Annotated in this window: 19 protein-coding genes and 1 pseudogene; 11 read left to right on the top strand and 9 right to left on the bottom strand. The window is 69.3% G+C overall.

What is annotated here, in order from left to right; genetic code table 11:
- From QHF89_RS02310 to QHF89_RS02300, 3 genes are read left to right on the top strand one after another with little or no spacing between them, the layout of a single operon-like run.
- The gene (locus QHF89_RS02310; RefSeq protein ID WP_136966249.1) at positions 1 to 2,241 is read left to right on the top strand and encodes a DUF5682 family protein; all 2,241 of its coding nucleotides are present in this window, start codon (positions 1 to 3) and stop codon (positions 2,239 to 2,241) included.
- Positions 2,238 to 3,371, top strand: a complete 1,134-nt coding sequence (locus tag QHF89_RS02305; protein ID WP_136966250.1) for a VWA domain-containing protein — start codon at positions 2,238 to 2,240, stop codon at positions 3,369 to 3,371. Before QHF89_RS02310 ends, QHF89_RS02305 begins: the two co-directional genes overlap by 4 nt.
- The gene (locus tag QHF89_RS02300) at positions 3,368 to 5,200 is read left to right on the top strand and encodes a hypothetical protein (RefSeq protein ID WP_136966251.1); all 1,833 of its coding nucleotides are present in this window, start codon (positions 3,368 to 3,370) and stop codon (positions 5,198 to 5,200) included. Before QHF89_RS02305 ends, QHF89_RS02300 begins: the two co-directional genes overlap by 4 nt.
- Positions 5,201 to 5,206: 6 nt before the next feature.
- On the opposite strand, the gene QHF89_RS02295 is transcribed toward QHF89_RS02300, so the two are convergent.
- Together QHF89_RS02295 and QHF89_RS02290 are read right to left on the bottom strand one after the other, a co-directional pair.
- Positions 5,207 to 5,695: a nuclear transport factor 2 family protein gene (locus QHF89_RS02295; RefSeq protein WP_136966252.1), complete on the bottom strand. Its 489-nt coding sequence runs from the start codon at positions 5,693 to 5,695 to the stop codon at positions 5,207 to 5,209.
- Positions 5,695 to 6,939 (bottom strand): aromatic ring-hydroxylating dioxygenase subunit alpha, encoded by a 1,245-nt coding sequence (locus QHF89_RS02290; protein WP_284719937.1) that lies wholly within the window; start codon positions 6,937 to 6,939, stop codon positions 5,695 to 5,697. Before QHF89_RS02290 ends, QHF89_RS02295 begins: the two co-directional genes overlap by 1 nt.
- Positions 6,940 to 7,070: 131 nt before the next feature.
- On the opposite strand from QHF89_RS02290, the gene QHF89_RS02285 reads away from it, so the two are divergent.
- Positions 7,071 to 8,327 (top strand): 1-aminocyclopropane-1-carboxylate deaminase/D-cysteine desulfhydrase, encoded by a 1,257-nt coding sequence (locus QHF89_RS02285; RefSeq protein WP_136966254.1) that lies wholly within the window; start codon positions 7,071 to 7,073, stop codon positions 8,325 to 8,327.
- 9 nt (positions 8,328 to 8,336) lie between these two features.
- Here the strand turns inward: QHF89_RS02285 and QHF89_RS02280 are convergent, their stop codons facing one another.
- Both QHF89_RS02280 and QHF89_RS02275 read right to left on the bottom strand, forming a co-directional pair.
- Positions 8,337 to 9,038, bottom strand: a complete 702-nt coding sequence (locus tag QHF89_RS02280; RefSeq protein ID WP_136966255.1) for a hypothetical protein — start codon at positions 9,036 to 9,038, stop codon at positions 8,337 to 8,339.
- Entirely contained in the window at positions 9,038 to 9,844 is an 807-nt protein-coding gene (locus QHF89_RS02275; RefSeq protein ID WP_284719936.1) for a hypothetical protein, read from the bottom strand. The genes QHF89_RS02280 and QHF89_RS02275 overlap by 1 nt, the downstream gene beginning before the upstream one ends.
- A gap of 40 nt (positions 9,845 to 9,884) precedes the next feature.
- Between QHF89_RS02275 and QHF89_RS02270 the strand changes: the two genes are divergently transcribed.
- Entirely contained in the window at positions 9,885 to 11,741 is a 1,857-nt protein-coding gene (locus tag QHF89_RS02270; RefSeq protein WP_284719935.1) for an FG-GAP repeat domain-containing protein, read from the top strand.
- A 91-nt stretch (positions 11,742 to 11,832) separates the two neighbouring features.
- A complete protein-coding gene (locus tag QHF89_RS02265) occupies positions 11,833 to 12,702 on the top strand; it encodes an SDR family oxidoreductase (protein ID WP_136966257.1) in 870 nt (289 codons plus the stop codon).
- Positions 12,703 to 12,712: 10 nt separating this feature from the next.
- Here the strand turns inward: QHF89_RS02265 and QHF89_RS02260 are convergent.
- Both QHF89_RS02260 and QHF89_RS02255 read right to left on the bottom strand, forming a co-directional pair.
- Positions 12,713 to 13,018, bottom strand: a pseudogene (locus QHF89_RS02260) (ArsC family (seleno)protein); the annotation flags it as partial.
- 12 nt (positions 13,019 to 13,030) lie between these two features.
- The gene (locus tag QHF89_RS02255; protein ID WP_284719934.1) at positions 13,031 to 13,162 is read right to left on the bottom strand and encodes a hypothetical protein; all 132 of its coding nucleotides are present in this window, start codon (positions 13,160 to 13,162) and stop codon (positions 13,031 to 13,033) included.
- Positions 13,163 to 13,225: 63 nt separating this feature from the next.
- Here QHF89_RS02255 and QHF89_RS02250 point away from each other — a divergent pair, with 63 nt between their 5' ends.
- Genes QHF89_RS02250 through QHF89_RS02240 form a run of 3 tightly spaced genes read left to right on the top strand, consistent with a single transcriptional unit; the run spans position 13,226 to position 16,335 of the window.
- Positions 13,226 to 14,530, top strand: a complete 1,305-nt coding sequence (locus QHF89_RS02250) for an APC family permease (RefSeq protein ID WP_136966259.1) — start codon at positions 13,226 to 13,228, stop codon at positions 14,528 to 14,530.
- Positions 14,531 to 14,572: 42 nt separating this feature from the next.
- Positions 14,573 to 15,601: a C-type lectin domain-containing protein gene (locus QHF89_RS02245; protein ID WP_136966260.1), complete on the top strand. Its 1,029-nt coding sequence runs from the start codon at positions 14,573 to 14,575 to the stop codon at positions 15,599 to 15,601.
- Positions 15,598 to 16,335, top strand: coding sequence for an alpha/beta hydrolase (locus tag QHF89_RS02240; RefSeq protein ID WP_136966261.1), 738 nt, complete (start codon positions 15,598 to 15,600; stop codon positions 16,333 to 16,335). Before QHF89_RS02245 ends, QHF89_RS02240 begins: the two co-directional genes overlap by 4 nt.
- On the opposite strand, the gene QHF89_RS02235 is transcribed toward QHF89_RS02240, so the two are convergent.
- A complete protein-coding gene (locus QHF89_RS02235) occupies positions 16,332 to 17,639 on the bottom strand; it encodes a glycosyltransferase family 4 protein (RefSeq protein WP_284719933.1) in 1,308 nt (435 codons plus the stop codon). The genes QHF89_RS02240 and QHF89_RS02235 overlap by 4 nt on opposite strands.
- A gap of 201 nt (positions 17,640 to 17,840) precedes the next feature.
- On the opposite strand from QHF89_RS02235, the gene rseP reads away from it, so the two are divergent.
- Positions 17,841 to 19,514 carry an RIP metalloprotease RseP gene (gene rseP, locus QHF89_RS02230; protein ID WP_136966263.1) on the top strand — a complete coding sequence of 558 codons (1,674 nt, stop codon included), beginning with the start codon at positions 17,841 to 17,843 and terminating at the stop codon, positions 19,512 to 19,514.
- Positions 19,507 to 20,856 (top strand): RsmB/NOP family class I SAM-dependent RNA methyltransferase, encoded by a 1,350-nt coding sequence (locus QHF89_RS02225; RefSeq protein ID WP_136966264.1) that lies wholly within the window; start codon positions 19,507 to 19,509, stop codon positions 20,854 to 20,856. Before rseP ends, QHF89_RS02225 begins: the two co-directional genes overlap by 8 nt.
- A gap of 48 nt (positions 20,857 to 20,904) precedes the next feature.
- On the opposite strand, the gene QHF89_RS02220 is transcribed toward QHF89_RS02225, so the two are convergent.
- The gene (locus QHF89_RS02220; protein WP_284719932.1) at positions 20,905 to 22,314 is read right to left on the bottom strand and encodes an FAD-dependent oxidoreductase; all 1,410 of its coding nucleotides are present in this window, start codon (positions 22,312 to 22,314) and stop codon (positions 20,905 to 20,907) included.
- Positions 22,315 to 22,409: 95 nt separating this feature from the next.
- Positions 22,410 to 22,964: an ion channel gene (locus QHF89_RS02215; RefSeq protein WP_136966266.1), complete on the bottom strand. Its 555-nt coding sequence runs from the start codon at positions 22,962 to 22,964 to the stop codon at positions 22,410 to 22,412.
- Position 22,965 lies beyond the last annotated feature (1 nt).

The raw sequence follows: 22,965 nt of genomic DNA, 5'->3' as shown, positions 1-22,965 counted from the left end.
GTGCCCGGGAGGCTCCACGTCGTCGGCGTACGGCACCACAGCCCCGCGTGCGCGCGGCTCGTCGCGGCCGTGCTCGCGCGCGTCGACCCGGCCGTGGTGTTGATCGAGGGGCCGTCGGACTGGAACGTCAAAATGGCGGAGCTTGCGCTCGACCACGCGCCGCCGATCGCGATCTTCACGCATTACCTGACCGAGGACGGCCCGGTCTCGTCCTTCACGCCGTTCTGCGCGTTCTCCCCGGAGTGGGTCGCGCTCCGCTGGGCCTTCGAGCACGGAAAGACCGTGCGGTTCTGCGATTTGCCCTCGTGGAGCAAGGCGTTCGTCGGCGTGGAGAATCGGTATCGCGACGAGGACGACCGTTATGAACGAGCGCTCGAAGCGCTTTGCCGCCGCACGGGCACTTCGGACCTCGACGCCTTGTGGGATCACCTCTTCGAGGGCCGCGCCCCGGACGAGCTCGAACCCGCGCTCGAAGCCTATTTCCAGCAGATCCGCGGCGACACGGAGGCGAGCGAGCGAGACGCGCCCCGGGAAGCCTTCATGCGGGACCATGCCTCGTGGGCGCTCACGCGCGGCGACGTCGTGCTCGTATGCGGCGGGTATCATGCGCCCGCGCTCGCCTCGATCACGCCCGGCGGCCCCGAGCCCGTTCCCCCGGCGCCTCCGCTCGGCGGCCAGAGCCACCTCGTGCCCTGGACCTATGCCCGCATGGATAGCTTCGCCGGATACCAGGCCGGAATGCCCTCGCCGATGTGGTGGGAGCTCGAATGGAAGCTCGGCGCGGGCGTGGCGGAGGCGATGCTCGATCGCTGCCTGGAAGCCTTGCGCAAGAACATGCAACGGCCCACGGTCGCCGACCATATCGCGGTTCGCACGGCCATCGGCGGGCTCGCGGCGCTGCGCGGGCACGAGGCGCCGAAGCGCGTGGACGTGCTCGACGGGCTGCTCTCCGCCCTCCTCCGCGAACCACTCCCCGGCCCGCCGCCCTGGTCGCGGCGTGGCATCGTGACGGGCGATTTGCACCCGACGCTGGCGACGCTCCTCCGCACATTCACGGGCGATCGGGTGGGCCGGTTGTCCGCGGGGACGGAGCGACCGCCGCTCCTCCGCGACGTGCACGAGACGCTCTCCCGCCTCGGGCTCTCGCCGCCGAGGAACCCGCAGACGGTCTCGCTCGATTGGCGCATCGAGGGGGATCGCGAGCGATTGCGGGTCCTGCATCGATTGCGATTGCTCGAAATCCCGGGGTTCGTCCGGGTGCGGGGGCCGGCGTGGGGCACCGATGCGCGCATGGCCGAGGCCTTCAAGCTCGTCTGGCGGCACGATCAGGATCCGGCCATCATCGAGGCCTCGCGCTGGGGCTCGACGCTCGAAGGCGCGGTCTCCTTGCTCCTCTCGCACCGCTTGCTCGCGGCGGATTCGCTCGGCGCGCGCGTGGACGCGCTCGGGGACGCGGCCTTCGTCGGGCTCACGAAGCTCGCCGGCGAGATCCTCGATCTCGTGGCGAATGCGGTCGCGACGACGCCCTCGTTGGGCGCGCTCGGGCCGGCCATCGAAAAGCTCCTCGGCCTGTGGCGACACGGCGAATGGCTGGAGGTCGTCGGCGCGCCGATGTTTGCCCCGGTGCTGCGCGCAGCCGGCGAGCGGTCGTTGTCGCTGCTCGCGGGCATTCAGGGGACGGATCTGCTCCCGGCCGATCTCACCGCGATGCGCTCGCTCGCCGAGCTTTTGCGCCATGGCGAGGCGCTTGGCCTCGATCCGGACGATACCCGCGCCGTGCTCGCGCGCAGGGCCACGGACCGGGCCGCGCCCGCGATGCTGCGCGGCGCCGCGCTCGGCGCGATCTGGCTCCTCGACACCGAGGCCGCGCCCGTGGATTCGGCCGTCGACGGCGCGCTCTTCGCCGCCTCGGAGGGGCGGCTCGGCGATTACCTCGCGGGCCTGTTTGCCCTCGCGCGTGGGCCGGCGCTGCGCGACGAGCAGCTCATCGGCGCGGTCGACGCGGCCCTCGGCAAGCTCGACGAGGGCGCCTTCCTCGTCGCGCTCCCCGCCTTGCGCCTCGCCTTTTCGTGGTTTCCTCCGGCCGAACGCGCGCGAATCGGCGCGCTGCTCGCCGCGCGCTGGGGCAAACGGGCGGATGCGCCCTGGATCGGGGACGTCCCCGCGAACGTCTTGCAAGCCGGCCTCGCGCTCGACGCGCGGGTGCTCTCCTGGGGCCGCGCGCTCGGGGTGCTCGAATGAGCACGTACGACGCAGAGACGCGGTGGCGGCTGATCCTCGGCCCCGCCGGCAATGACGGGCTCGGGGCCACGGACGCCGGAGCCGGCAATGCCGGGGACCTCGAACGCGCCCTCGCCTGGCTTTACGATCGCGAGGCCGACGGCGAAGCGAGCCGCTCGATTGCACGCGGCGGCCCGGGCAGCGGGCCCGAGCACCCGCTCGACGTGCCCGAATGGCTCAACAAGATCCACGAGCTCTTTCCGAAAGAGGCGATCGAGCGGCTCGAGTCGGATGCGCTGCATCGTTATGGGATCCTCGACGTGGTCACGCGGAAGGAGGCGCTCGAAAACGTCACGCCTTCGCTCTCGCTCGTCGAGGCGATCCTGCGCTGCAAATCCCGCATGGACTCCCACGTGCTCGACGCCGCGCGCGCGGTCGTGAACAAAGTCGTGGAGGACCTCAAGAAACGCCTCTGCGATGAAATCGAGCATCGGCTCGGCGCGACGCCGTTCCGGCACCGGCGTTCGCGCTTCCGCGTGGCGCGGAACCTCGACGCGCTCCGGACCATCCGAAGAAATCTCCAACACTGGGACCCAGACAAACGCCGGCTCGTGATCGAGCGCCCGGAGTTCTTCGCCCGCGTCCGGCGCTTCGGGCCGCGCTACCAGGTGATCGTGCTCGTCGATCAATCCGGCTCGATGGCGCGCAACATCATTCACGCGGCCGTGGTCGCGTCGATCCTGTGGAAACTCCCGTCCACGCGCTCGCACCTCGTCGTGTACGACACGGAGGTCGTCGATCTGACGCCCTACGTGGACGATCCCGTCGAGCTCCTCATGCGCGTGCAGCTCGGCGGGGGCACGGACGGGGCGAAGGCGCTGCAATACGCGGCGGAGCTCGTGGACGTGCCGCACCGGACGGTGCTGCTCTGGATCACCGATTTCGAGGATCACGCAGACAACCTCGTTCGGGAAGTGACCGCGCTCGTCGGCGAGGGGGTCACGGTGTTCGGAGCGGCGTCGCTCGACGATCAGGTATGCGGCGCCTACGACCACGGCGTCGCGCAGGCGGTCGCGGACGCGGGCGCGCACGTGGCGGCCACGACGCCGAGCAAGCTCGTGGGCTGGCTCGTGGAGAAGATGCGGCGATGAGGGCGGATCTCGCAGCCCTGACGCCCGAGGCGCTCGCCGCGCTGGCGAACGTGGGCCTCGTGAAGCGCGCCCAGCGGGAAATCGAGGCCGGACAGGGGCCGAAGGTCCACGAGGACGAAAAAGGCGTCGTCGTCGCGACCTTCCCGGACGGCATTTCGACGCAGCTTCTCCCGGGCAAGGCGCTGAAGGACACGCCCTGCGGGTGCGGGGCGAAAACAGTGTGTCGGCACCGCATCGCGGCCGTGCTCGCTTACGCGGCGGCGGCCGGGTCCGAGACGCGGCCGCCGTGGGAGATCAGCGCCGAGGAGCTTTTGGTTTGGCTCGGCGAACGGGCGCCGCTCGTGGACGCCGCGGAGGCCGCGGGGGTGGAGGTCGAGCTCGGGACGAGCCCGCCGATCGCGCGTTTCTCCGGGTGCACCGTGCGTTTTTTGGCGGGAGCCGATCTCGCGCATGCGCGGTGTGATTGCGCGACGCCGCGGTGCGTGCACGTGCCGCTCGCGGTTCGGGCGTTTCAGCGGCTCTCCGTGGAGGCTCGGGCGCGGGGCGCGGCGCACGTGCGCCTCGGGCCGCCGCCAAAACCCACGATTCCCACGGCCGTGCTCGCCGGCGTGGAGGGCCTCCTCGGACGAACCCTCGCGCGCGGGCTCGCGGACGCGCGCGGGCTCGCGCAGGCGCGCGAGGAGGTCCGCGCCCATTTGAAGGAATACCCCTGGCTCGACGGCTTGATCGAGGACATCGAGGCGCAACGCGAGGCGTGGGAGATTCGCTCGGCGCTGCACGACGCCGGGGAGGTGCGGAGGCTCGTCGCCGAAGGATGGGCGCGCGTGCGGGCCGCGCGAAGCGGCGGGGATCCCGCGGCGTTGCTCGGCCTCGGCGAGCCGCTCGAAGTCCCGCTCGATCGGGCGCGGCTGCTCTCGCTCGGCGCGCGGCTCTCGGCGGCGGGATCGTCGCGCTCTTTGGAGGTGCTTTTCTGGGACGGCGCCACGGTCGTGTCGTGGAGCGTGGCGATCCCCGACAAGGTCGATCCGGCCTCCGTCATCGCAGTCGCAGGTACGCCGCTCGGGGTCCTGGCCGGCGGGCAGATCATCTCGCGCCACCTCGTGCGTTTGGCGCGGCGAACCATCGAGATCCGGCGCGGCAAGGACACCACGGTGGTCCCGCAGCGCGGCGCGTGGGGCGACATCCCCGCGCCCTTCGGTTTTCCCGGGCCGAGCGCGCTCCTCGCCGACGAAGGAGGCAGACCGCCCTCGTTCCTGCGCCCGCGCGCGCGCACGGCGGCCCTGCGGGTCGTCGCGACGAACGGGGGTGTGCAGGGGTTGTCATGGTCGCCTGGGCGGCAAACGTTGTCGGGGTGGATCGAGGACGACGACGCCCAGCTCCGCATAGAGCGGGCGTATGAAGGGTTCGCCCCCGGCGCCCTCGCGGCGCTCGCGGAGGCGCTCCCGTCGGCACGTTACGTCTCGGGCTGGCTGCGTGAATCGCGCGGCGGGCGGGTGCTCGAGCCGATCGCGGTGGTCACCGATCACGTCGTCATCCCGGATCTCGCGCCGGCCGCGCCGATCCCCGCGCTCCCGATCGCCGCGCCCGAGGCCGCGGATCTGCTCGGCGTCGCGCTCGGGCGGCTCGAATCCGCGCTGGACGCGCTGGCGCAGGACGGCGTGCTTTCGGCGCGGATCCCGCCGCTCGCGCCGGCGCTCGCCACGGTCGGATTGCGGGCGATGGCGGCGACGTATGCACGCCTCGAAGCCGCGCGGGCGGCGGGGGATCTCGGCGAGGCGACAAAAGCCTGGGCCGACGCCGCGATCTCGGTGGCGCTCGCGCGGGCGTGAGCGCGGCTAAAGGGGGTACACGACCGTATTCGGGATCATCGTGGTGTCGTAGATGCACCGCTTGCCGCCGAACAGGAGCTTCCCGTCCTCGACCACCAGCGTGTCCCGGTATTGCCCGGCGACGAGCACGGTCGTCTCGCGCTCCACGAGCGTCTGGAGCAGCACGAAATTCGAGACGGCCTCGATCCGCTCCTCGCTCCGCCAGACCGGCCGGACGTTGCTGATGAAATGCCGGTACGTGCGCGGCGAATAAAACAAGACCTCTTTGAGCGCGGTCGCGCGATCGATCATCATCCCGCGCCCCTCACAACACACCAGCGCGAGCGGCAATCCGCGCTCCTCGTTTTCCCGGGAGACGACCTCATAGAGCGCCCCCGCCGTGAAAAAGAAGGGCCACCGTTCGAGCGCGCCCTCGTCGAGGGTGGCGGCGTAGTCGTAGAGGACGTCCTCCACGGCCGCCCGCAAAGCATATCCGCGCAGGGTTTCCGGGTTCATCACTCGTCCTCCGCCCTGACGAAGCCCATCACGTGCATGTAATGGTGGAAGAACGCCCGGAGCGCGGTCTCCGTCACCATGACGTTCGCGTCCTCCCGATCCCGCCCGCCCATTTCGACGACGGCACACGCGTCCCGGGCATTCCGAAGCCCCTCCTGCGTCGCCTTCAGCGCCTCGCCGTCGTCGAGGGAGACCAGGCCCGCGGGGCCGAACAGGTTCGCCTGGCGCAATCGCCGCGTCGAAAGCGCCTCGTCGTCGTCCTCGTAGCCGAAAAACGTCCACGAGAGCTCGGTGCTGTCGGGTCCACGCGGGACGATGTGGCGCGTCGCCAGCGAATTGCCCTGCTGGTGGAGGATCAGGTTCGGGAAGAGGGTCATCATGACGACGCCGACCCCATCGTGGAACTCCGCTTGCATGTCGAGCAGCCGGCGGTCCTGCAGCGTGTAATCGCTCTTGTACGAGGCCATCTCGCTCGCGGCCACCGTGAGCTGCCGCCCGCCGTGGCGCGAGACGAGCGCCGCATGCCGCCCGGAGGGGTCGAGCCGCACTTCGGACTTTTGATCCGCGCGGAACAGACCAAACGTGACGAGAAACGAATGCAGTAAGGTCGCGTGGTAGGGGTCTTTCGTGTTCTCCAGGATGAGCTTCCAGTTGCAGGGGATCCGCTGGCGCATGTATCCGAGCACCCGCAGGGGACGACCGTCGAAGACCCGATCGAAGTACGCGCGCATCGGATCGGCGAGGTATTTCTCGAACGGCTCGGGCTCCTCGGCATACGACGCGAACACGGCGCCGTTGTGGTTCGTCACCCGGAGCTTGCGCAGCGGGTGGTCAGCGAGGTCGAAATCGTCCGGCATTCCGCCTTCGCCCTGGATGCCCCGCTTGAACGGCACGCCGCAGAGGTTGCCCTCGAGGTCGAACGTCCATTGATGGTAGGGGCACAGGAAGCGCGTGGCCTTGCCCGCGCTGGCGCGGCAAAACTCCATTCCTCGGTGGGCGCACCGGTTTTCGAGGACGTTGATCTTGCCCTCCTTGTCGCGCACCAGGATGACGGAGCGATCGCCCACGTGGCTCCGCTGGAAACGCCCCGGTTCGGGGACCTCCGCGGCGAGACCCACGTAACACCAGGACTGCCCGAAGATCCGCTCCTGCTCGACGCGGAAGACCTCCGGGTCGTCGTAAATCCAGTACGGAGCCCGGCTCGCGCCTTCCGCCGGCCACACACGCATGGGTTGCTTGGTCATTGGACTCTCCATCCCCGAGGAGAACATCGGGACCAGGCAGAGTGCGAAAAAACGACCGTCCGCGCGTCGCCTGTGCGACTCTCGCCCCCCTGCTTGCTCCTGCAGGTCTGCGTGAAAAACACATGCCAGCAATGGAAAACCCGATCACGGGCGTTCCAGGGCGACGGATGAAGCTCGATCGACGTACCTTCTCGGCCCTCGCGCTCAGCACGCTCGCCGGGTGTGAGGAACGGACACCCACCCCCGCAGACGCCGCCGCGGACGCCTCCGCGTTCGCCCCAGCATCCGCTGCGCCCGCGCCCGCCGCCGCGCCCGCGCCCGCCGATGACGTCCCGCCCCTGTTCCGCGCGCATCCCGGGCTCGCGCCGCACCTGCCGCGCCTCGCGCTCGGCCTCTTGCCGACGCCCGTCGCGCGCGCCGCGAAGCTCGGCGAAAAGGCCGGGCTCGCGGGACTCTACGTCAAGCGGGACGATCTCGCCGGCGCGGCCTATGGCGGAGGCAAGACACGCAAGCTCGAGTTTTTCCTGGCCGATGCCCGCGCGAGAGGCGCGCGCGAGATCGTCACGTTCGGCGCCTTTGGGTCGAACCAGGCGGTCGCCACGGCCCTGTACGGCGCGGCGCAGGGCTTCACGGTCACGCTGCTGCTCGCCCCGCAAACGCCGAGCGCGTACGTCCGGACGAACCTGCGCGCCGCGCGCCGCGCCGGGGCTACGATCCGCGTCGTGATCGGCGGCGTCGCCGAGGCCGAGGCCCTCGCGAAGCGGGCCGCAAAGGCGGCCCAAGGCGTCGCGCCGTACCTCGTGCCCCCCGGCGGATCCTCGCCGCTCGGAAACCTCGCGTTCGTCAATGCAGGCTTCGAGCTCGCCGAGCAGGTCGGAGCCGGCCATTGCCCTTTGCCCGATTGTGTCTACCTCGCCATGGGCACGATGGGCAGCGCGGTCGGTCTCGCGCTCGGCCTCGAGCTCTCCGGGCTTCGGACCGAGGTCGTCGCCGTGCGCACGTCGAGCCCCGAGACGTCGAGCGAGGCGCGGTTTTTCGCGATGGCCCGGGAGACCGTGGCCTTCGCGCGTTCGCTCGATCCGACGTTCCCGGACGTGCGCCTCGGCCGCGCCCGCGTGCGATTCTCGACGAACCACCTCGGCGCCGGCTATGGCGCGCCGACACGAAAAGGAGAGCGCGCCATCACGCTCGCCGCGGAGACGGAGGGCATGGCGCTCGAACCGACCTATACGGGGAAAACCCTCGCTGCGCTGCTCGACGACGCCACGCGCCTCGCGGGGAAGGTCGTGCTCTTCTGGAACTCGCAGAACAGCCGGCCGCTCGTGACCGAGGGCGTGAAGCCCGAGGACTTTCCGCCCATCCTCCGACAAATCGTCGCCGATCGCTGAACGCCGCCGTCAGGGCGTCCAGCTCACGTCGACGGTGCGGCTCAGCATGAACAATGCATAAAGCCCGATTTGCATCGCCGGCGGGGCGATCGGCTCCTGGAGCGTCGCGGTCCGCGCGAGCGTCACCTGGAGCGGGCACGGGCCAGGTACCGCCGGATCCAACGGCGCAAGCTCGGCCTGGAGGATCTCGTATTGGCCCACGTCGTTCGGCAACGTGCGGCTCAGCGGCTTGATGCACGTCCCGTCGACGACGAGGCTGAGCACGTGTTTGCCCTCGGGCGCGGCATTCCAGGCGAGCTTCAGCGGAGCATCCCCGAGGAGCGGCTCCGCCGTGAGCCCGATCGGAGGCGGCACGGGGATCACGCGGTCGACGATGCTCCGGTCCGCCCGGCGCTCCAGATCCAGCGTGATATCCCCCAACAAACCCGCGGCATCGGCAAGGTATACGGGGCGATCGTCCTCCTCGACCTCACGCAGGGTGAGGGGGTTTCCCCCCATGCGGAGCCGCAAAGTGTCTCCGTCCGACAAACGCAACCCGCCGAGCGGGCTGGAGATCCGGACGCGCACCGTGGCGCCATCTCCGCTATCGGTTGCGTCCAGAGAGACGAGCATGTCGAGGGTCGAGACGTCGGTCGAGCGCACGGGCTCGTCCTCGCACCCGGCGAGCATCACCAGCGCGACGAGCCCGATCCAAAACGCGCGCGTTTTCATCAGAACACCACGAGCCCGGCGAAGACGCCCCCGCCGATCGATCGATAAAGCCGCGCCGGCTCGCCGCCCCGCACCTCGTCGACCCGCACGCGCGCGCCCAGTTGCAAGAGGCCCGTGCTCACGCCGAGCTCGACATCATGCTCCTGCAACGCGAGCTCGTTCGTGGTGATCGGGACGAAGCGGTAGGCCGTTTGAAGGCCCACGGTCCCCGTGGGAAAAATCCGGAACCGCGCGAGGCCAAACGGCGCGCCGTGATACCCCGGTTCGAGCCAAACGGGGCGGCCGTACTCGAAGGTGCCGCCCACGCCGAGGACGAACGATCCAGGCGCCCGGCCCTTCCAGCGGAACGGAGCGACGAGGCCCGCGCCGGAGAGGCCGATCTCGACCTGCGCATTCTCGTCGAATCCGATTGGGCCGCCGTTCAGGTGAATCTCGAAGCCGAACCGCTCGTGCGGGAAACGCACGACGTCGAGGTCGATGAAGCCGACGAGGACCTGGTACCGCGCGAGCGTCCCGAATCCCAGCATTTTCAGGCCCCGGACGTACATGACGCCCGCGTCGAGCCGCGCCATCTCGACCGTCGAGCGCTCCCGTGGCGCGGAATGGTTCCCGGCCGGCGCGGAGGGCGCCGCGACGGGCTCGGACGGCGGCGGGAGCTCGGGCAGAGCTTCGGCCGGCTGCGAGGGCGCGGCCTCGTCAGGCGAAGCCGCGCCGAGCACGAGGGGCGCGAGGAGGCAGAGGAGGGCGCGGGCGGCGCGGCTCTCGTGGGTTCGTAAAGCTCGGTTTTCCGTGGCTGATGCGCGCATGACTCACCGGGGTCGCACGAGGCGACCTTACCACGACCGGATGAAGTTTGATATCCTCGGCCCCGCCGCCGCTGGGGGCGGACGCGGCTCCTTTCTTTTGCGCGACGAGGACGACATGACCCACATGCGCTCATTCCATCCCTCGATGTCCGGGTGGGGCAAACCCCTGCTCTCCTTGCTGCTCGCCTCGGGCCTCTCCCTCGCAGCCGCCTCCTGCGGCGAGAGCGAGGGTCGTCCCGGGGGCCGGACCGGGGGCTCCACGACGGGCGGCACGCGCAACACGACGTGCGAGAAGGGCGAAAGCAAGGGCGAGGTGACGGCGCCCGAATACAAAATGACGCTCGGCGGCGAGACGAGCTGGTTCGCCTCGCCCGTCGTGCGCGACCTCGACGGCGACGGAAAACGCGAGCTCATCGCGGCCTATTATTCGGTCTTCGTCCACGACGCGGAGGGCAACGTGCTCGCGAAGGCCGAGGGCGGCGAGGGGCGCGTGTACGCCCCGCACGTCGTCGCCGATCTCGAAGGCGACGGGCTCGTCGACATCGTCTACGGCAGCGATCACGAGGTATGGGCGTACGAGTGGAAGGACAAGACGCTCGTGCCGAAGGCGGGTTTCCCCGCGAGCACGACGACCGCGAACAACGCGCCCGAGGTGCGCGGCATGGCCGCCGGAGACCTCGACGGCGACGGCGTGCTCGAGATCGTGGTGACGACGACGCAAACCGCGAGCACGGAGGACGGCGGGGCGCAGGTCTTCGTGTTCCGCGCCGACGGGTCGCTCCACCAGCCCGCGGGGCTCGGGTTTCCGGCGTGGCCGCGCTACAATGCCCTCACGGGCGCCGGGAACGACGCGGATCGCAATGGCATGGGGCATTCCGGGTACGGCTGTTACGGGCTCAACGTGGCGGTCGGGAACATCGACGACGACCCGGAGCTCGAGGTGCTCGCGACCTACGACAACCACCACATCCAGGCGTTCGACCACGATGGCGTGGCGCTCGATGCCGCGCCGTTCTTCACGAACCGCGCGAACGAATTCGAGGGCGAGCGCCTGACCTGGGGCCAGTTCATCCGCTGGGCCGATCCGAAGGTGGAGGCGGACCATTACAACCTGCACACGGGCGAGTGGCCGCACCCGTCCTTCGCCGAGTGGCTCCAGTGGACGGCGTCGCCGCCGAACGTGGTCGACCTCGATGGGGACGGGAAAAACGAAGTGCTGGGCGTGCCGAACGTCGAAAAAAACGAGCCGTACGAGACACAGGCGTATGCGATCATGGTGCTCGAAGGCGCGCACGGGGACGGCAGCCGCTCGGCGATGCGCAAGCCCGGCTGGGAGACCTTGCCGCGCGGGGAAAAGCCCATCGAGGTGGAAGGGTATTACCCGCCGGGCGGCGTGCCCGCGGCGACGACGGTGAACATCCAGGGCGACGACAAACCCGAGATCGTGGCGCCGTTCAACGACGGGTTCGTTTATGCGTTCGGCGCGGACGCGAAGCAGATCTGGCGCTTCAATTACACGCACGGCAAAGCGATCATGTTCGCGACCGAGGTGACCGTCGCGGACCTGAACCAGGACGGCTCACCCGAGCTGATGTTCGCCACGTATGGAGATCCGAACGTGCTCGACTCGGGGTATCTCGTGATCCTCGGCGCGGACGGGACGTTGCTGCACGACGTGCCGCTCCACAACACGGGCGAGCAGAATGGAAATGGCAACGGCGCGCCCGCGGCGCCCGCCATCGGGGACCTCGACGGCGACGGGCAGGTCGAGATCTTCGTGCAGACCTTCGAGCACGGGCTCGACGTGTTCACGGTGCCGGGATCGGCCGAGAATTGCCTGCTCTGGTCCACCGCGCGCGGCGGCCCGCTCCGCATGGGTCAGCCGAACGGAGATTGAGGTTCGATTTTTTGCTCGGTGACGGGTCGCCCCCTTCCCACGGGACGGAGCCGTGATTATCTAGCGCCCTTCCCGTTGGGAGGAGAACCCGATGAGCCAGAACGTTTTCGTCACAGGTACGAACAGCGGCTTCGGCCGCCTGATCACGCTCACGCTCGCGAAGAAGGGCCACACGGTCTTCGCGACGATGCGCGACATCACGGGCCGCAATGCGGCTGCCGCCGAAGAGCTCACGAAGGCCGGCGAAGGCCGCGTGCACGTGCTCGAGATGGCGGCGACCGACGACGCGTCCGTGAACAAGGCCGTGGCCGCGGCGCTGGAGAAGGCGGGGCACCTCGACGTCGTGGTGAACAACGCCGGATACGCGTCGCTCGGCCTCGAAGAGACGCTGACGAGCGAGGATCTCCTCCGGCAATACGACGTGAACGTGGTCGGCCCGCACCGCGTGCTCCGCGCGGCGCTGCCATCGCTGCGCGCGCGCGGCAAGGGCCTCGTCGTGCAGATCTCGAGTGCCCTCGGGCGCCTGGTCTTCCCGGTGATGGGCGCCTACGGGTCGAGCAAGTTCGCGCTCGAAGCGCTGAGCGAGGCGTATCGTTATGAGCTCAAAGCGACGGGCGTCGAGCTCACGATCGTGCAGCCGGGCGCGTTCCCCACGGAATTCGGCCAGAAGCTCGCTGTGGGCGGCGAGCAGGAGCGCGCCCAGGGCTACGGGCCGTTCGCAAACGCGGTGGAGATGATGGGCAAGAGCTTCGAGAAGATGTTCTCGGGCGACAACGTGCCGAGCCCGCAGCTCGTGGCGGACGCGGTCCTCACGCTCGTCGAGGCGTCCGCGGGCAGCCGCCCCGCGCGCGTGGTCGTCGACCCGACCTCGGGGCCCGTGACCGAGGGGCTGAACAAGGCGCACGCCGAGGTCCAGAAGCACCTGCTCGCGGGCATGGGCATGGGCAACCTGGCAGATTGAGCGGTCTCGCTCACCCCTTCCCGAGCCCGAGGACCTCGGCGTAAACCTCGGGATCGAACCCCACCACGAGCGTTTGTCCCACCCGCATCGTCGGGGCCCGCAGGCCGCCCGTCGGCCCGAGCAGGGCCCCGAGCACGTCCGCATCGAGCGGATGCGCACGCATGTCCAGCGTGACGCGCTTTTTTCCTTTCACCGCGACGACACGCTCGGCCTGCCGGGCGAGCGTGAGCGCCGCTTCTTCGCCGAGCTTCAGCTTGCCGGCGTCGGCCATTTCCGCGATCGACACATTTTCTTGCGCGAGAAACTCCCGCGCTCGGGTGCACGAGGTTCACCCCCTGCGATGATAATACCAGTCGGCTCGCTCGTTCATGCCGGATTCCTCCTTCGCCGGCACGATGAAGGGTTTTACCCGGAACGTCAAGCCGTTCGGCGATCGAAGAGGTTGCCTCGCGTGGCGCATGCATCCTAGACTGACAGCCCGCTCCGCTCCTCATCTACATCTACCTGCCATGGAGTCCGCATCATGAGCGTCTCCACCCTCGACGCAGAGGCCAACGCCCAGGCGCCCTCGCTGCGGCGCAGGCTCACGTTGTTCGACGTCCTCTGCATCGGGGTCAACGCCACGGTGGGATCGGGCGTGTTCGCGCTGCCCGACGACATGCACCGGGTGATGGGCGGGTTTTCCCCGCTCTCCTTCGCGCTCTGCGCGCTGCTCCTCATGCCCGTGGCGCTCTGCTTCGCCGAGCTCGCGGGCCGGCACGCCGACACGGGCGGGACATACCTCTATGCGCGCAATGCGTTCGGCGACCGGTCCGGCTTCCTCGTCGGCTGGTTTTGCTGGGCAAACACGTTCGTGAGCTGGGCGGCAAACGCGAGCCTATTCGTGGAGCTCGTGGGGATCCGCGCGCCGTTCGTGGGGTCGGCCGTCGCGGCGGCGGTCGTGATCGCGCTCGGGGCGGTGAATTATTTCGGAGTGAAACCCGGCGCGTGGGTCGTAAACGCGATGACGCTCGGCAAGCTCGGCGCGATCCTGTGTTTCCTCGTCGTGGCCGTGTCGCTCTTCGATCCATCGCGGCTCGGGGGAAAACTCCCGCTCGGCGCGCTCGGCGTGGGGCAAGGCGTGTATCTCGCGCTCTTTCCGTTGCAAGGCTTCGAGGTCGCGCCGATCGCGGCGGGCGAGACGCAAAACCCCCAGCGCAACGTGCCGGTCGGGACGCTCGGCGCGCTGTCGATCTCGGCGCTGCTCTTCATCGTGGTGCAGGCCGTGTTGGTCGCGACGTACCCGCGCATCGGCGAGGAGTCGGGGCAGCCGCTCGTCGACGCCGCGCGCTACATCGGGCCGACGATCGGCGCGATCGTGGTCGCCGGCAGCTTGCTCTCGGTCGGCGGATTCACGGCGGGCAGCGCGCTCGGATCGCCGAGGTACGCGCAGGCGATCGCGGCGCACGGGCTCATGCCCGCGGCGCTCGCGCGGATCCACGGGCGCTGGGGGACGCCGCACGTGGCGATCTTCTGGACGACGGTCATCACGGCGGCGCTCGCCTTTTTCTTCGATTATCGGCGCCTCGTGGGGATGTCGAACATCACGATCGTGATTCAATATCTGTTCACGTGCCTCGCGGTGCCGGTGCTGCGGAAGAAGGACGGCGAATCGAAGGGGTTCCGGGTGCCGGGCGGGAAGGTCGTTCCTTTCGTGGGCGCGATCGGATCGGTGGCGCTGCTCGCAGGCGCGGAGCGGCCGGAGTTCTTGTTCGCCGGCGTGACGCTGGTGCTCGGGATGCTGGTCGCGCTGGGCACGAAACGATTCGGGCGCGCCGAGGGCACGTGAATGCCTTGACAGGCAGGCCCGGGGGCTGATGCGATCCGCGCCATGCGGATGTCTGCTTCGCCCTGGTCTCTCGTCTTGCTGGCCCTCGCCGGCTGTGGTCCAGGCCCGGCGGTCGTATCGGACCCCGACGAGGCGCTGAAGCCACGGCCGTTTGTGTCCGCTGCGGTGTCCGCTTCGGCGAGCCCGTCTGCGTCTGCGTCCGCTCCCGACAAACCGAAGCTCGAAGTGGCGGGCGGCGCGCTGCCGCTGCCGCCTTTTTCGTGCGGCAAGGGCAAGGAAATCACGGCCGCGACGGGCACGTATTGCGTGTTCACGGAGCTGCGCTCGTGGCAGGACGCCGAGCGGCATTGCGAGGAGCACGGCGGGCACCTCGCCTCGATCACGTCCGAGGCCGAGGCGCAGGCGATCCGCGCGGCGATCGTCTCGCCCGTGACGGGCGAAAACCTGTGGATCGGGCTCGTCGAGCCGACGGAGGGGCGATGGCTCGGCCCCGACGCCAAACCGGCACGTTTCTTCGTGTGGAACGACGGGGAGCCGAACAACGACGGCGGCGCGGAGAACTGCGGGTCGTGGCTCCTCGGGAGCGGCCGCTGGAACGACGTCGATTGTTTCGTGCCGCGGATGGCGCTCTGCGAGAGCCGGTCGCCCGCCAGGACGAGAGGCGCGCTCAAGTGCGGCGAGGACAAGCGGATCGTCGTCGGAAAACGCGAGTATTGTTTGCAGGACGCCGCGACGTGGCAAAATGCGCAGGCGCGGTGCGTGCAATCCGGAGGGGACCTCGCCGTCATGGATTCCGCGGAGGAGAACGACGCGCTGTTCGCCGCCATCGGCGCGAAGATCGACGTCGGGTCGATGTGGATCGGCCTCTCGGACGCGGGCAAAGAGGACGACTTCCGGTGGGCCTCGGGCGAGGCGCTCGGCGTGCCCCCGTGGCGCGGCGGCGAGCCGAACAACCTCGGCGACGAGGATTGCGCGGAGTGGCTCCCGGGCGACGGGCGCGCGAACGATCTCGCCTGTCAGGAAAAACGCGCGAGCTTGTGCGAGAAGCCGAAGGCGAGCGTCGCGAGATGACGGCGACGTTCATCCTGGTCCACGGTCCTTTCCTCGGCGGATGGGGTTTTCGGCGCGTCGCGTCGCTGCTCGAAGGCGGGGGGCACACGGTCTTCACGCCGACGCTGACGGGCATCGGCGAGCGCGTGCACCTGCTCGGCCCGCACGTGGGGCTGTCGACGCACATCGAGGACCTCACGAACGTGCTCGTGTACGAGGATCTCCGCGACGTGATCCTCGTGGGGCAAAGCTACGGCGGTATGGTCATCACCGGCGCCGCGGACCGCGTGCCGGAGCGGATTGCGCAGCTCGTGTACGTCAACGGGCACGTGCCGACGAACGGGCGGAATGCAATGGGCGGGTTCGGCGGAGGGACGGCCGAGAGGCTCGGCGAGATGTCGGGCCAAAAAGGGCCCCGGCTCTTGCCGCCCTTTCCGTTCGAGGCGATGGGCATTGACGACCCCGCGGATCGAGCGTGGGTGGGGCCGAGGCTGACGCCGCATCCGATGAAATGCCTCGAAGAGCCGATCGTGCTCGCGCACGGAGAACCCCGGATGCCCCGCGCCTACGTCCACGGCACCGCGCGTGAGGACCTGATCGCCTTTTTGAAGGCCGATCCGATCGCCCATTTCGTGGAGAAAGCACGCGCGGACGGTTTTGCGTTCTACGAGCTGGCCGCGGGGCTGTTCCCCATGATCAGCCACCCGAAGGAGCTCGCCGAGGTGCTCGAAAGGATCGCCGCTTCCGCTCGTTAGGCGGCCGATGGGGCGCGCGTTTGTCCCTGCGCGCCGATCTCGCGGACCACCTCCGCGAGGCGGCCGGCGATCGCGCGGCGGTGGAAGGGTTCAAGGCCCACGGGCCGGGAGGGAAGGAGTGGCTCGCCGCGCTGGAACGAGCGCGCGATCCGTTCGAGCGCCGCAGCAATGGCAGCGGGCTCGCGCGGGGGCACGACGACGCCGAGGCGGTGGCGATCGATGAGGCCCGAGAGCGCGCCCTCGGGCGCGAGCGCGAGGCAAGGCCGGCCGACCGCCATGATGTCGAAGATCTTGCCCGGATAAATGGCCGCATTGCCGGGGATGTCGTCGACGATGACGAGCGCGAGGTGGCTCTCCGCGAGGAGCGAGAGCGCCTCGTCGTGCGCACGAAAGCCGAGGTGCCGGACGATGGGGAGCGGGGCCTCGTCGAAGACGGCGCGCTCGGTATCGACGACGCGGCCGACGAAGCGAATGTCGAAGAGGTTTGCGAGCGCGGGCGCGCGCTCCGCGAGGAGGCGGAGGCCAGCGAAGAGGCCACGCGGCGAGGTATGCCAGAAGGTCGTGCCGGCATAGGTCGCGACGAGCTTGCGTCCAGGCGCATAGGGCGGCGGAGGTGCCGCGGCGATGTGCGCGAAATCGTCCGGATCGTAGCCGTTCGTCAAGGTGATCACGCGGCGCGCGTCGAGGTCGCGATACCGCGCGAGCAGGTTCTGGCGGAACTCTTCGGTGGCCGTGAGGATCCGCGCGGCGCGGCGGACGAGAGCAGGCTCGATCGTGTCGATGGCGCGCGCGAGGAGCGGCCCGCCGTGCATTTCGTAGGTGGCCGCGGTGCGCCATTCGTCGCGGTAATCGAGGACGAACGGGACGCGCGAGAGCGGTCCGAGCAAAAAGGGCGAGAAGGGCGGGCCGCTGACGAGGACGGCGTCGACGTTCGCCGAGAGGCGGCGAATCGCGGCCGCGGCCGCGGGGAGCCAAAGGATCTGCGGGTCCGGGACGAGCGCGGCGGAGGCGAGGCGCGCGAGGGCGCGGCGCGCCCCGGCGAAGCGGCCTTTCGAGGCAGCGCCGCGCCAGACGGCGGCCTTTTTCTCGTAGCTCGGTTCGAGGGTGCGGACGCGGACGACTTTCACTTCGGCCGGGACGTCGCGAAGCAAGCTCTCGTCCCGGATGGGGACGGACGGGTTTTCCGCCGTGAGTACGGTGGTCTCGACGCCCCACGCAGGCAGGTACTTGGCAAACTTGGTGACGCGCTGGACAGCGACGCCGCCAACGGGCGGAAAAGCATAGGAAACGATGAGCAGACGCAAGACCAACCCCCCAGTCGACGATGGGGGCTGCGCTCGGACAAGCCGAGCTACGCCCCCATACCCCCGCGTGAAATGCCGGGCCAACGATTGCACGGCGGCGCGGGCCGGGCAAATGGGGGCCCGGTGTGAGCGAAAAGAGCGTCCTGGGCGCGGTTTTGTCCTTGGCGCCCCGGCGGGATCTCGCGTAGAGATACGCCTGCCGTGGATCTGCTCTACTTCGCGCTTCTCTGCTCCGTGCTGATCTTCGTGCACGAGCTCGGCCACTTCGTGTGGGCGAAGATCTTCGGCGTGAAGGTGCTCACGTTCTCGATCGGTTTCGGGCCGAAGGTGCTGCGGTTTCGAGGACGCGAGACGGAGTATTGCGTGGGGCTCCTGCCCCTCGGCGGCTTCGTGAAGATGCTGGAGGAGAACCGGCAGGAGCCGGTGCTGCCCGAGGATCGCAAGCGTACGTTCGAGGCGCAGGCGCTCTGGAAACGCGTGATCATCGTCATCGCGGGCCCGGCGATGAACATCCTGTTCCCGGTCCTCCTTTATTTCTCCGTTTTCGTGGGGGAGACGCGTTTTTCGCCCCCCACGGTCGGCTTCGTTTTGCCCGGACATCCGGCCGAGGGAAAACTCACGCCGGGCGATCGGGTGCTCGAGGTGGACGGCGAGCGAATCTCGACGTTCGCCGAGCTCGCGCGGATCATCGGGGAGAGCCCCGGCAAAGAGCTGCGGCTCAAGGTGTTTCGCAACAACGAGCACGTCGAAGTCGTGGTGGTGCCGGAGGAGAAGGTCGTCCGGAAGCCGCTCGACATCGTGGAGAAGGTCGGCGAAATCGGAATCAAGCCGAGCCGGCCCGCCGCCGTCGTGGGGATTTCGCGGCCCGATTCACCGGCCTACCGCGCAGGGCTCCGGACGTTCGACCTCGTGACGGAGGTGCGCGGGCGGCCGGTGAAGACGTTCGCGGACCTCGAAACGGCGCTGTCGGAGAACCACGGCGAGACGGTGCCGGTGACGTATTTGCGGCCGGTGAAGGTGCCACGCGCGTTCGGCGGGCTCGCGGACATGGCCGTGTACGAGTCGGGCGTGGCGGCGCTGACGCCGGAGGCGAGCGGGCACGGCGATCTGGAGTCGCGGACGGGGCTCGAATCGGCGGACCTTTATGTATTCGACGTGGCGGAGGGTTCGGCGGAATGGAGCGCCGACATGCGGCCCGGCGATCGAATCGTGGAGGTGGACCAGGCGGTGGTGACGGCGTGGGCGACGTTCCTCGAACGGCTGCTCGTGGCGCCGGATCGGCCGCACATGGTGACGTGGCTGCGGGGCGGGGTGAAGAAGAGCGGGACGATCCTGCTGCGGCGCGAGGACTGGATCGACGAATACGGCCAGCACCGGCCGCGCTATTTCGTGCGGGCGTCGAACTGGTCGCCGGTGGTGCCGGAGGCGTACGTGGAGCACGCGTCGCTCTTGCCATTCGCGCTCAGGAGCGCGCTCGACGAGACGTACGACGTGATCCGGTTCATCGTGGTGGGGATCGTGCGGATCGTCGAGGGCAAGGTGAGCATCTCGACGCTGGGCGGGCCGATCACGGTCTACGACGTGGTCGGCGAGGAGGGCTCGAAGGGCGTCTCGTATTTCGTTTGGGCGATGGCCGTGATTTCCATCAACCTCGGGCTCGTGAATCTGCTCCCGATCCCGGTGCTCGACGGCGGTCATCTCCTGTTTTTCCTGTTCGAGGCCGTATCGAGGCGGCCTCTGCCGCTGCGGGTGCGGGAGATCGCGAGCCTCGTGGGCCTGCTCGTGCTCTTTGCATTGATGGGGGTGGCGTTCAAGAATGACGTGGAGCGACGGTGGGACGTGATCCAAGGGCAGTTGAGGGAGCTCGTTGATTAGCGAAGCAAGGCTCATTGCGGCGCGGGTGCTCGCGCGGGTGTGGAGCGCGGAGGCGTTCGCGGCCGCGGCGCTCGACGCCGAGCTCGGACGGCGGTCCGGAATGGATCCACGCGACGCGGGGCTCGCGACCGAGCTCGTGTACGGGGTCTTGCGGACGGAAGCCGCGCTTGTCGTCAGGCTTTCGGCATTGACGCCGAAGAACAGGCTCGACCTGCCGTCGCCGATCGCGCGGGCGCAAGTGCTCATGGCGGCGTATGCGATCTGCTTTCTGGATCGGGTGCCGGCGTTCGCCGCGGTGAACGAGGCGGTGGGGGCGATCCGCGCGGAGGGGGACGTGCGGACGGGGTCGTTCGCGAATGCGATTTTGCGCAAGCTCGCGGCGGAGGTCGAGGCGAAGGGGCGGCCGTCGCTGATGGAGGCGGCGAGCGCGTCGGCGCCGGGGTGGCTCCGAGGATCGCTGCGTCGATCGCTCGGGCGGAGCGCGGCGGAGGCTTACCTCGCGGCCGGGCCGGTGCCGCCGCCGTTGGGGTTGTCGCTCGCGCTTTCGGAGGATCGGGCGGCGTGGGTCGCGCGATTGCGGGAGGTTTGTCCAGAAGGCACATTCGAGGAGGGGCACGCCTCGCCGCGGGCGATCCTCGTGCGCGGGGCCGGGGACGTGCGGCGGTTGCCGGGCGCGGGGACGGCTTGGATCGTGCAGGAGGAAGGGGCGCAGGTGGTGGCGCTCGCGCTCGGGGCGCGGCGGGGCGAGCGGGTGCTCGACGCCTGCGCGGGGCGAGGAAACAAGACGTGGCTGCTCGCGGACGAGGTGGGCCCCGAGGGCGCGGTCGATGCGGCGGATCTCTATGCGGCGAAGCTCGAACGGTTGAAGGAAGGGCCAGCGGGGCGCGGGGCACGGGCTGCGTACGCGGTCGACTGGGCGGCGCAGACGGGGTCTTTCGAGGAGGTGCCGCGCGATTATGACCGGGTGCTCGTGGACGCGCCGTGCTCGGGGGTGGGGACGCTACGGCGGCGGCCGGAGATCGCGCTGCGGCGGACAGCGGAGGACGTGAAACGTTTGTCGGAGCTGCAGATTGCGATCGTGCGGAGCGCGGCGACGCGGGTGAAGGACAGGGGGTGGCTGGTCTTCGCGGTGTGCAGCGTGCTGCGGGAGGAGGCCGAGGAGGTGGTCGAGCGGCTCGCGGGGGAGCCTTCGGGCACAGGGGTGCGGCTGGAAAAACAGCCGATCGAGGCGGAGCTTCCGCGGGAGATCCTGAGCGAGGGAGCGACGAGCTTCCGGCTCCTGCCCCACGTGCAGGGGACGGATGGGTATTTCGTGGCGGGGTTTTTGGTGCGGAAGGAATGACGGGCGGCGCGGTTCAGGGGTAGGCCACGAGAGGAGGACGCGAGCCCCCTACCCGCCCACCTGCTGCACGAGCCCCCCCACCACCTCACGCACCCCCGCCCGCACGGGCCGCGTCGCCCGCTCGATGACCCGTCCTGCCACGTCCGGCGCGAGCAGCGCCGAGACCGGGTCCAGCAAGTGTTGCACGCGAACGAACCTCTGGAACACGAGCTCATCGTCCGGGACTGTATTCATGAGCTCGTCCATGTACTTCCCCACCACCCGGCTGATCCCCCCGGGGCGCTCGCCCCGCGTCGCCGACCAGCGGAAATCCTCGGTGATCGCCATTCCCCACACCGATTGCAGGACCCGCGCGAGGCGTCGCTGGAATCGGCGCGACAAACCCACGAGGCTCGGGCCACCAATGCGCTCGCGTTGCTCCGCGAGGCAGGCCGCGAGCTCCATCGCGCCGAGCACCGCCATCGTCATGCCCTGGCCATACATCGGGTTGAAGGAGGCGACCGCGTCGCCGAGCGCTACGAAGCGGTCCGGGAAGCGCTTCAGCTCCTCGAAATGCCGGTGCCGGTTCTCCGTCTTCGCCGAGCCATAGATCGGAGAGGCCGGCTCGGCTTTCTGCACGAGATCCCATACCTCGGGGAATCGCAGGTTGCGGACCCAGGCGTTGAATCCCTCTTCGTCGAGCGGCGCGCGTTCGCCCGCGATGCCCATCAGCGTGACGAACCACTTGCCGTCCTCGCACGACATGAAGCCTCCGCCCCGCGGCAGATCCGGGGGGGTCGGGAGGTCCACGACGAGGTTGTACCGCGAAAGGCTACGAGGACCACGATACCAGCGAGTCGAATAAGACAGGGCCGCGTCGACCGTCTCCTCGCGCGGCGTCGAGTAGCCGAGCTCCGCGAGCCACTCGTCCACCCGGCCCTCGCGGCCGCACGCCGCGACCACGAAGTCAGCCCGCAAGACGTCCTCGCCACGGCTGTCGCGGATCTTGACGCCCGAGACCCCGTGACCCTCGCCAACGAGGCCCTTCACCTGGACGCCATGACGAAACTCGACCCGGCCGCCACGCTCGAGCCGACACCGCATCGTGTACTCCCGAAACGGGCGGCTCGCGAAGCTCACCTCGACGCCGCTCGTCGAGTGCGGCAGGCGGAATATCGGAAAATTGATGAGCGATGTGCCGGCATAGTCGCCCCACGGCGCCCCGGCCGCCGTGAGCTCTTCGCGGAGCCCCGGGAAGAGCGCTTCCAATCCCTGCTCACCGCCCGCGAGGAGAATGTGGACGTGCCGGGCCTGGGGGACGCCGGCGCGGTGCTCGGCGCCGCTCTGCGGTTTGTCGCGCTCGAGCACGGTGATGCGGTCGAAATGCTCGGTGAGCACACGCGCGGCGGAGAGGCCCGCGATACCACCCCCAATGACGATGGCATGCCTTCCGGATCCGTGCGTCGCAGTAAACGTCATGGCGGTCCTCCTCGACAAACCGGACCGGGCGGCGGTCAGGCAAGGGCCCGTGGTCCGGGAGCGGCCGCTCATGTTAGTCGAAACGGAATTTCCTGTCAGCCCCGCACATTTCTCTCGGACGGTGGACGGGCGGACTGGAGCTCGGCGAGGATCGCGTCGAGGCGCGCGAGAATGGCCTTTTGCAGGGCGATCGCCTCCGCCGTGTCGACGGAAACCTGCGCGTTGGGCCCATTGGTGGGCGAACCGACGGAATTTTGCTGCGCGGCGGCGGGCGGGGCGAACGCGTTCGCCGCGACGCTCGGGCCAAACGTCATGAGGAAGGTCGCGAGGGCCTTGCCCGATTCGGTTTGCGCGAATTTGTTGTCGTACCCCACGGAGAGGCAGGTCGAGACGAACACCGCGGCGTCCCAGAACGTGCGGCACCGCGGGTTCTTGTCTTTCTCGGCGAGCCAAAAGAGGTAGGCGCCGCCAAGCACGGAGACGAGAAGCGTGTCCAGCGGATCCCGCTGGACGAGTTCGCGAAAACCTTGCTTCCACGTGCCATACCCGAGCGCGCCGCCCTGCGCGCCCGGGGTCGAGACGAGGCCACGCGCGATCTGCGCGAGCGCAGAAAGCGCGACTTCGTCCGGATCTCGGCGAGGCGGGGTCATC

The organism is Polyangium sorediatum, assembly GCF_029946465.1.
GTDB lineage: Bacteria > Myxococcota_A > Polyangia > Polyangiales > Polyangiaceae > Polyangium > Polyangium fumosum.
This window is presented reverse-complemented; position numbering and strand designations above follow the sequence as displayed.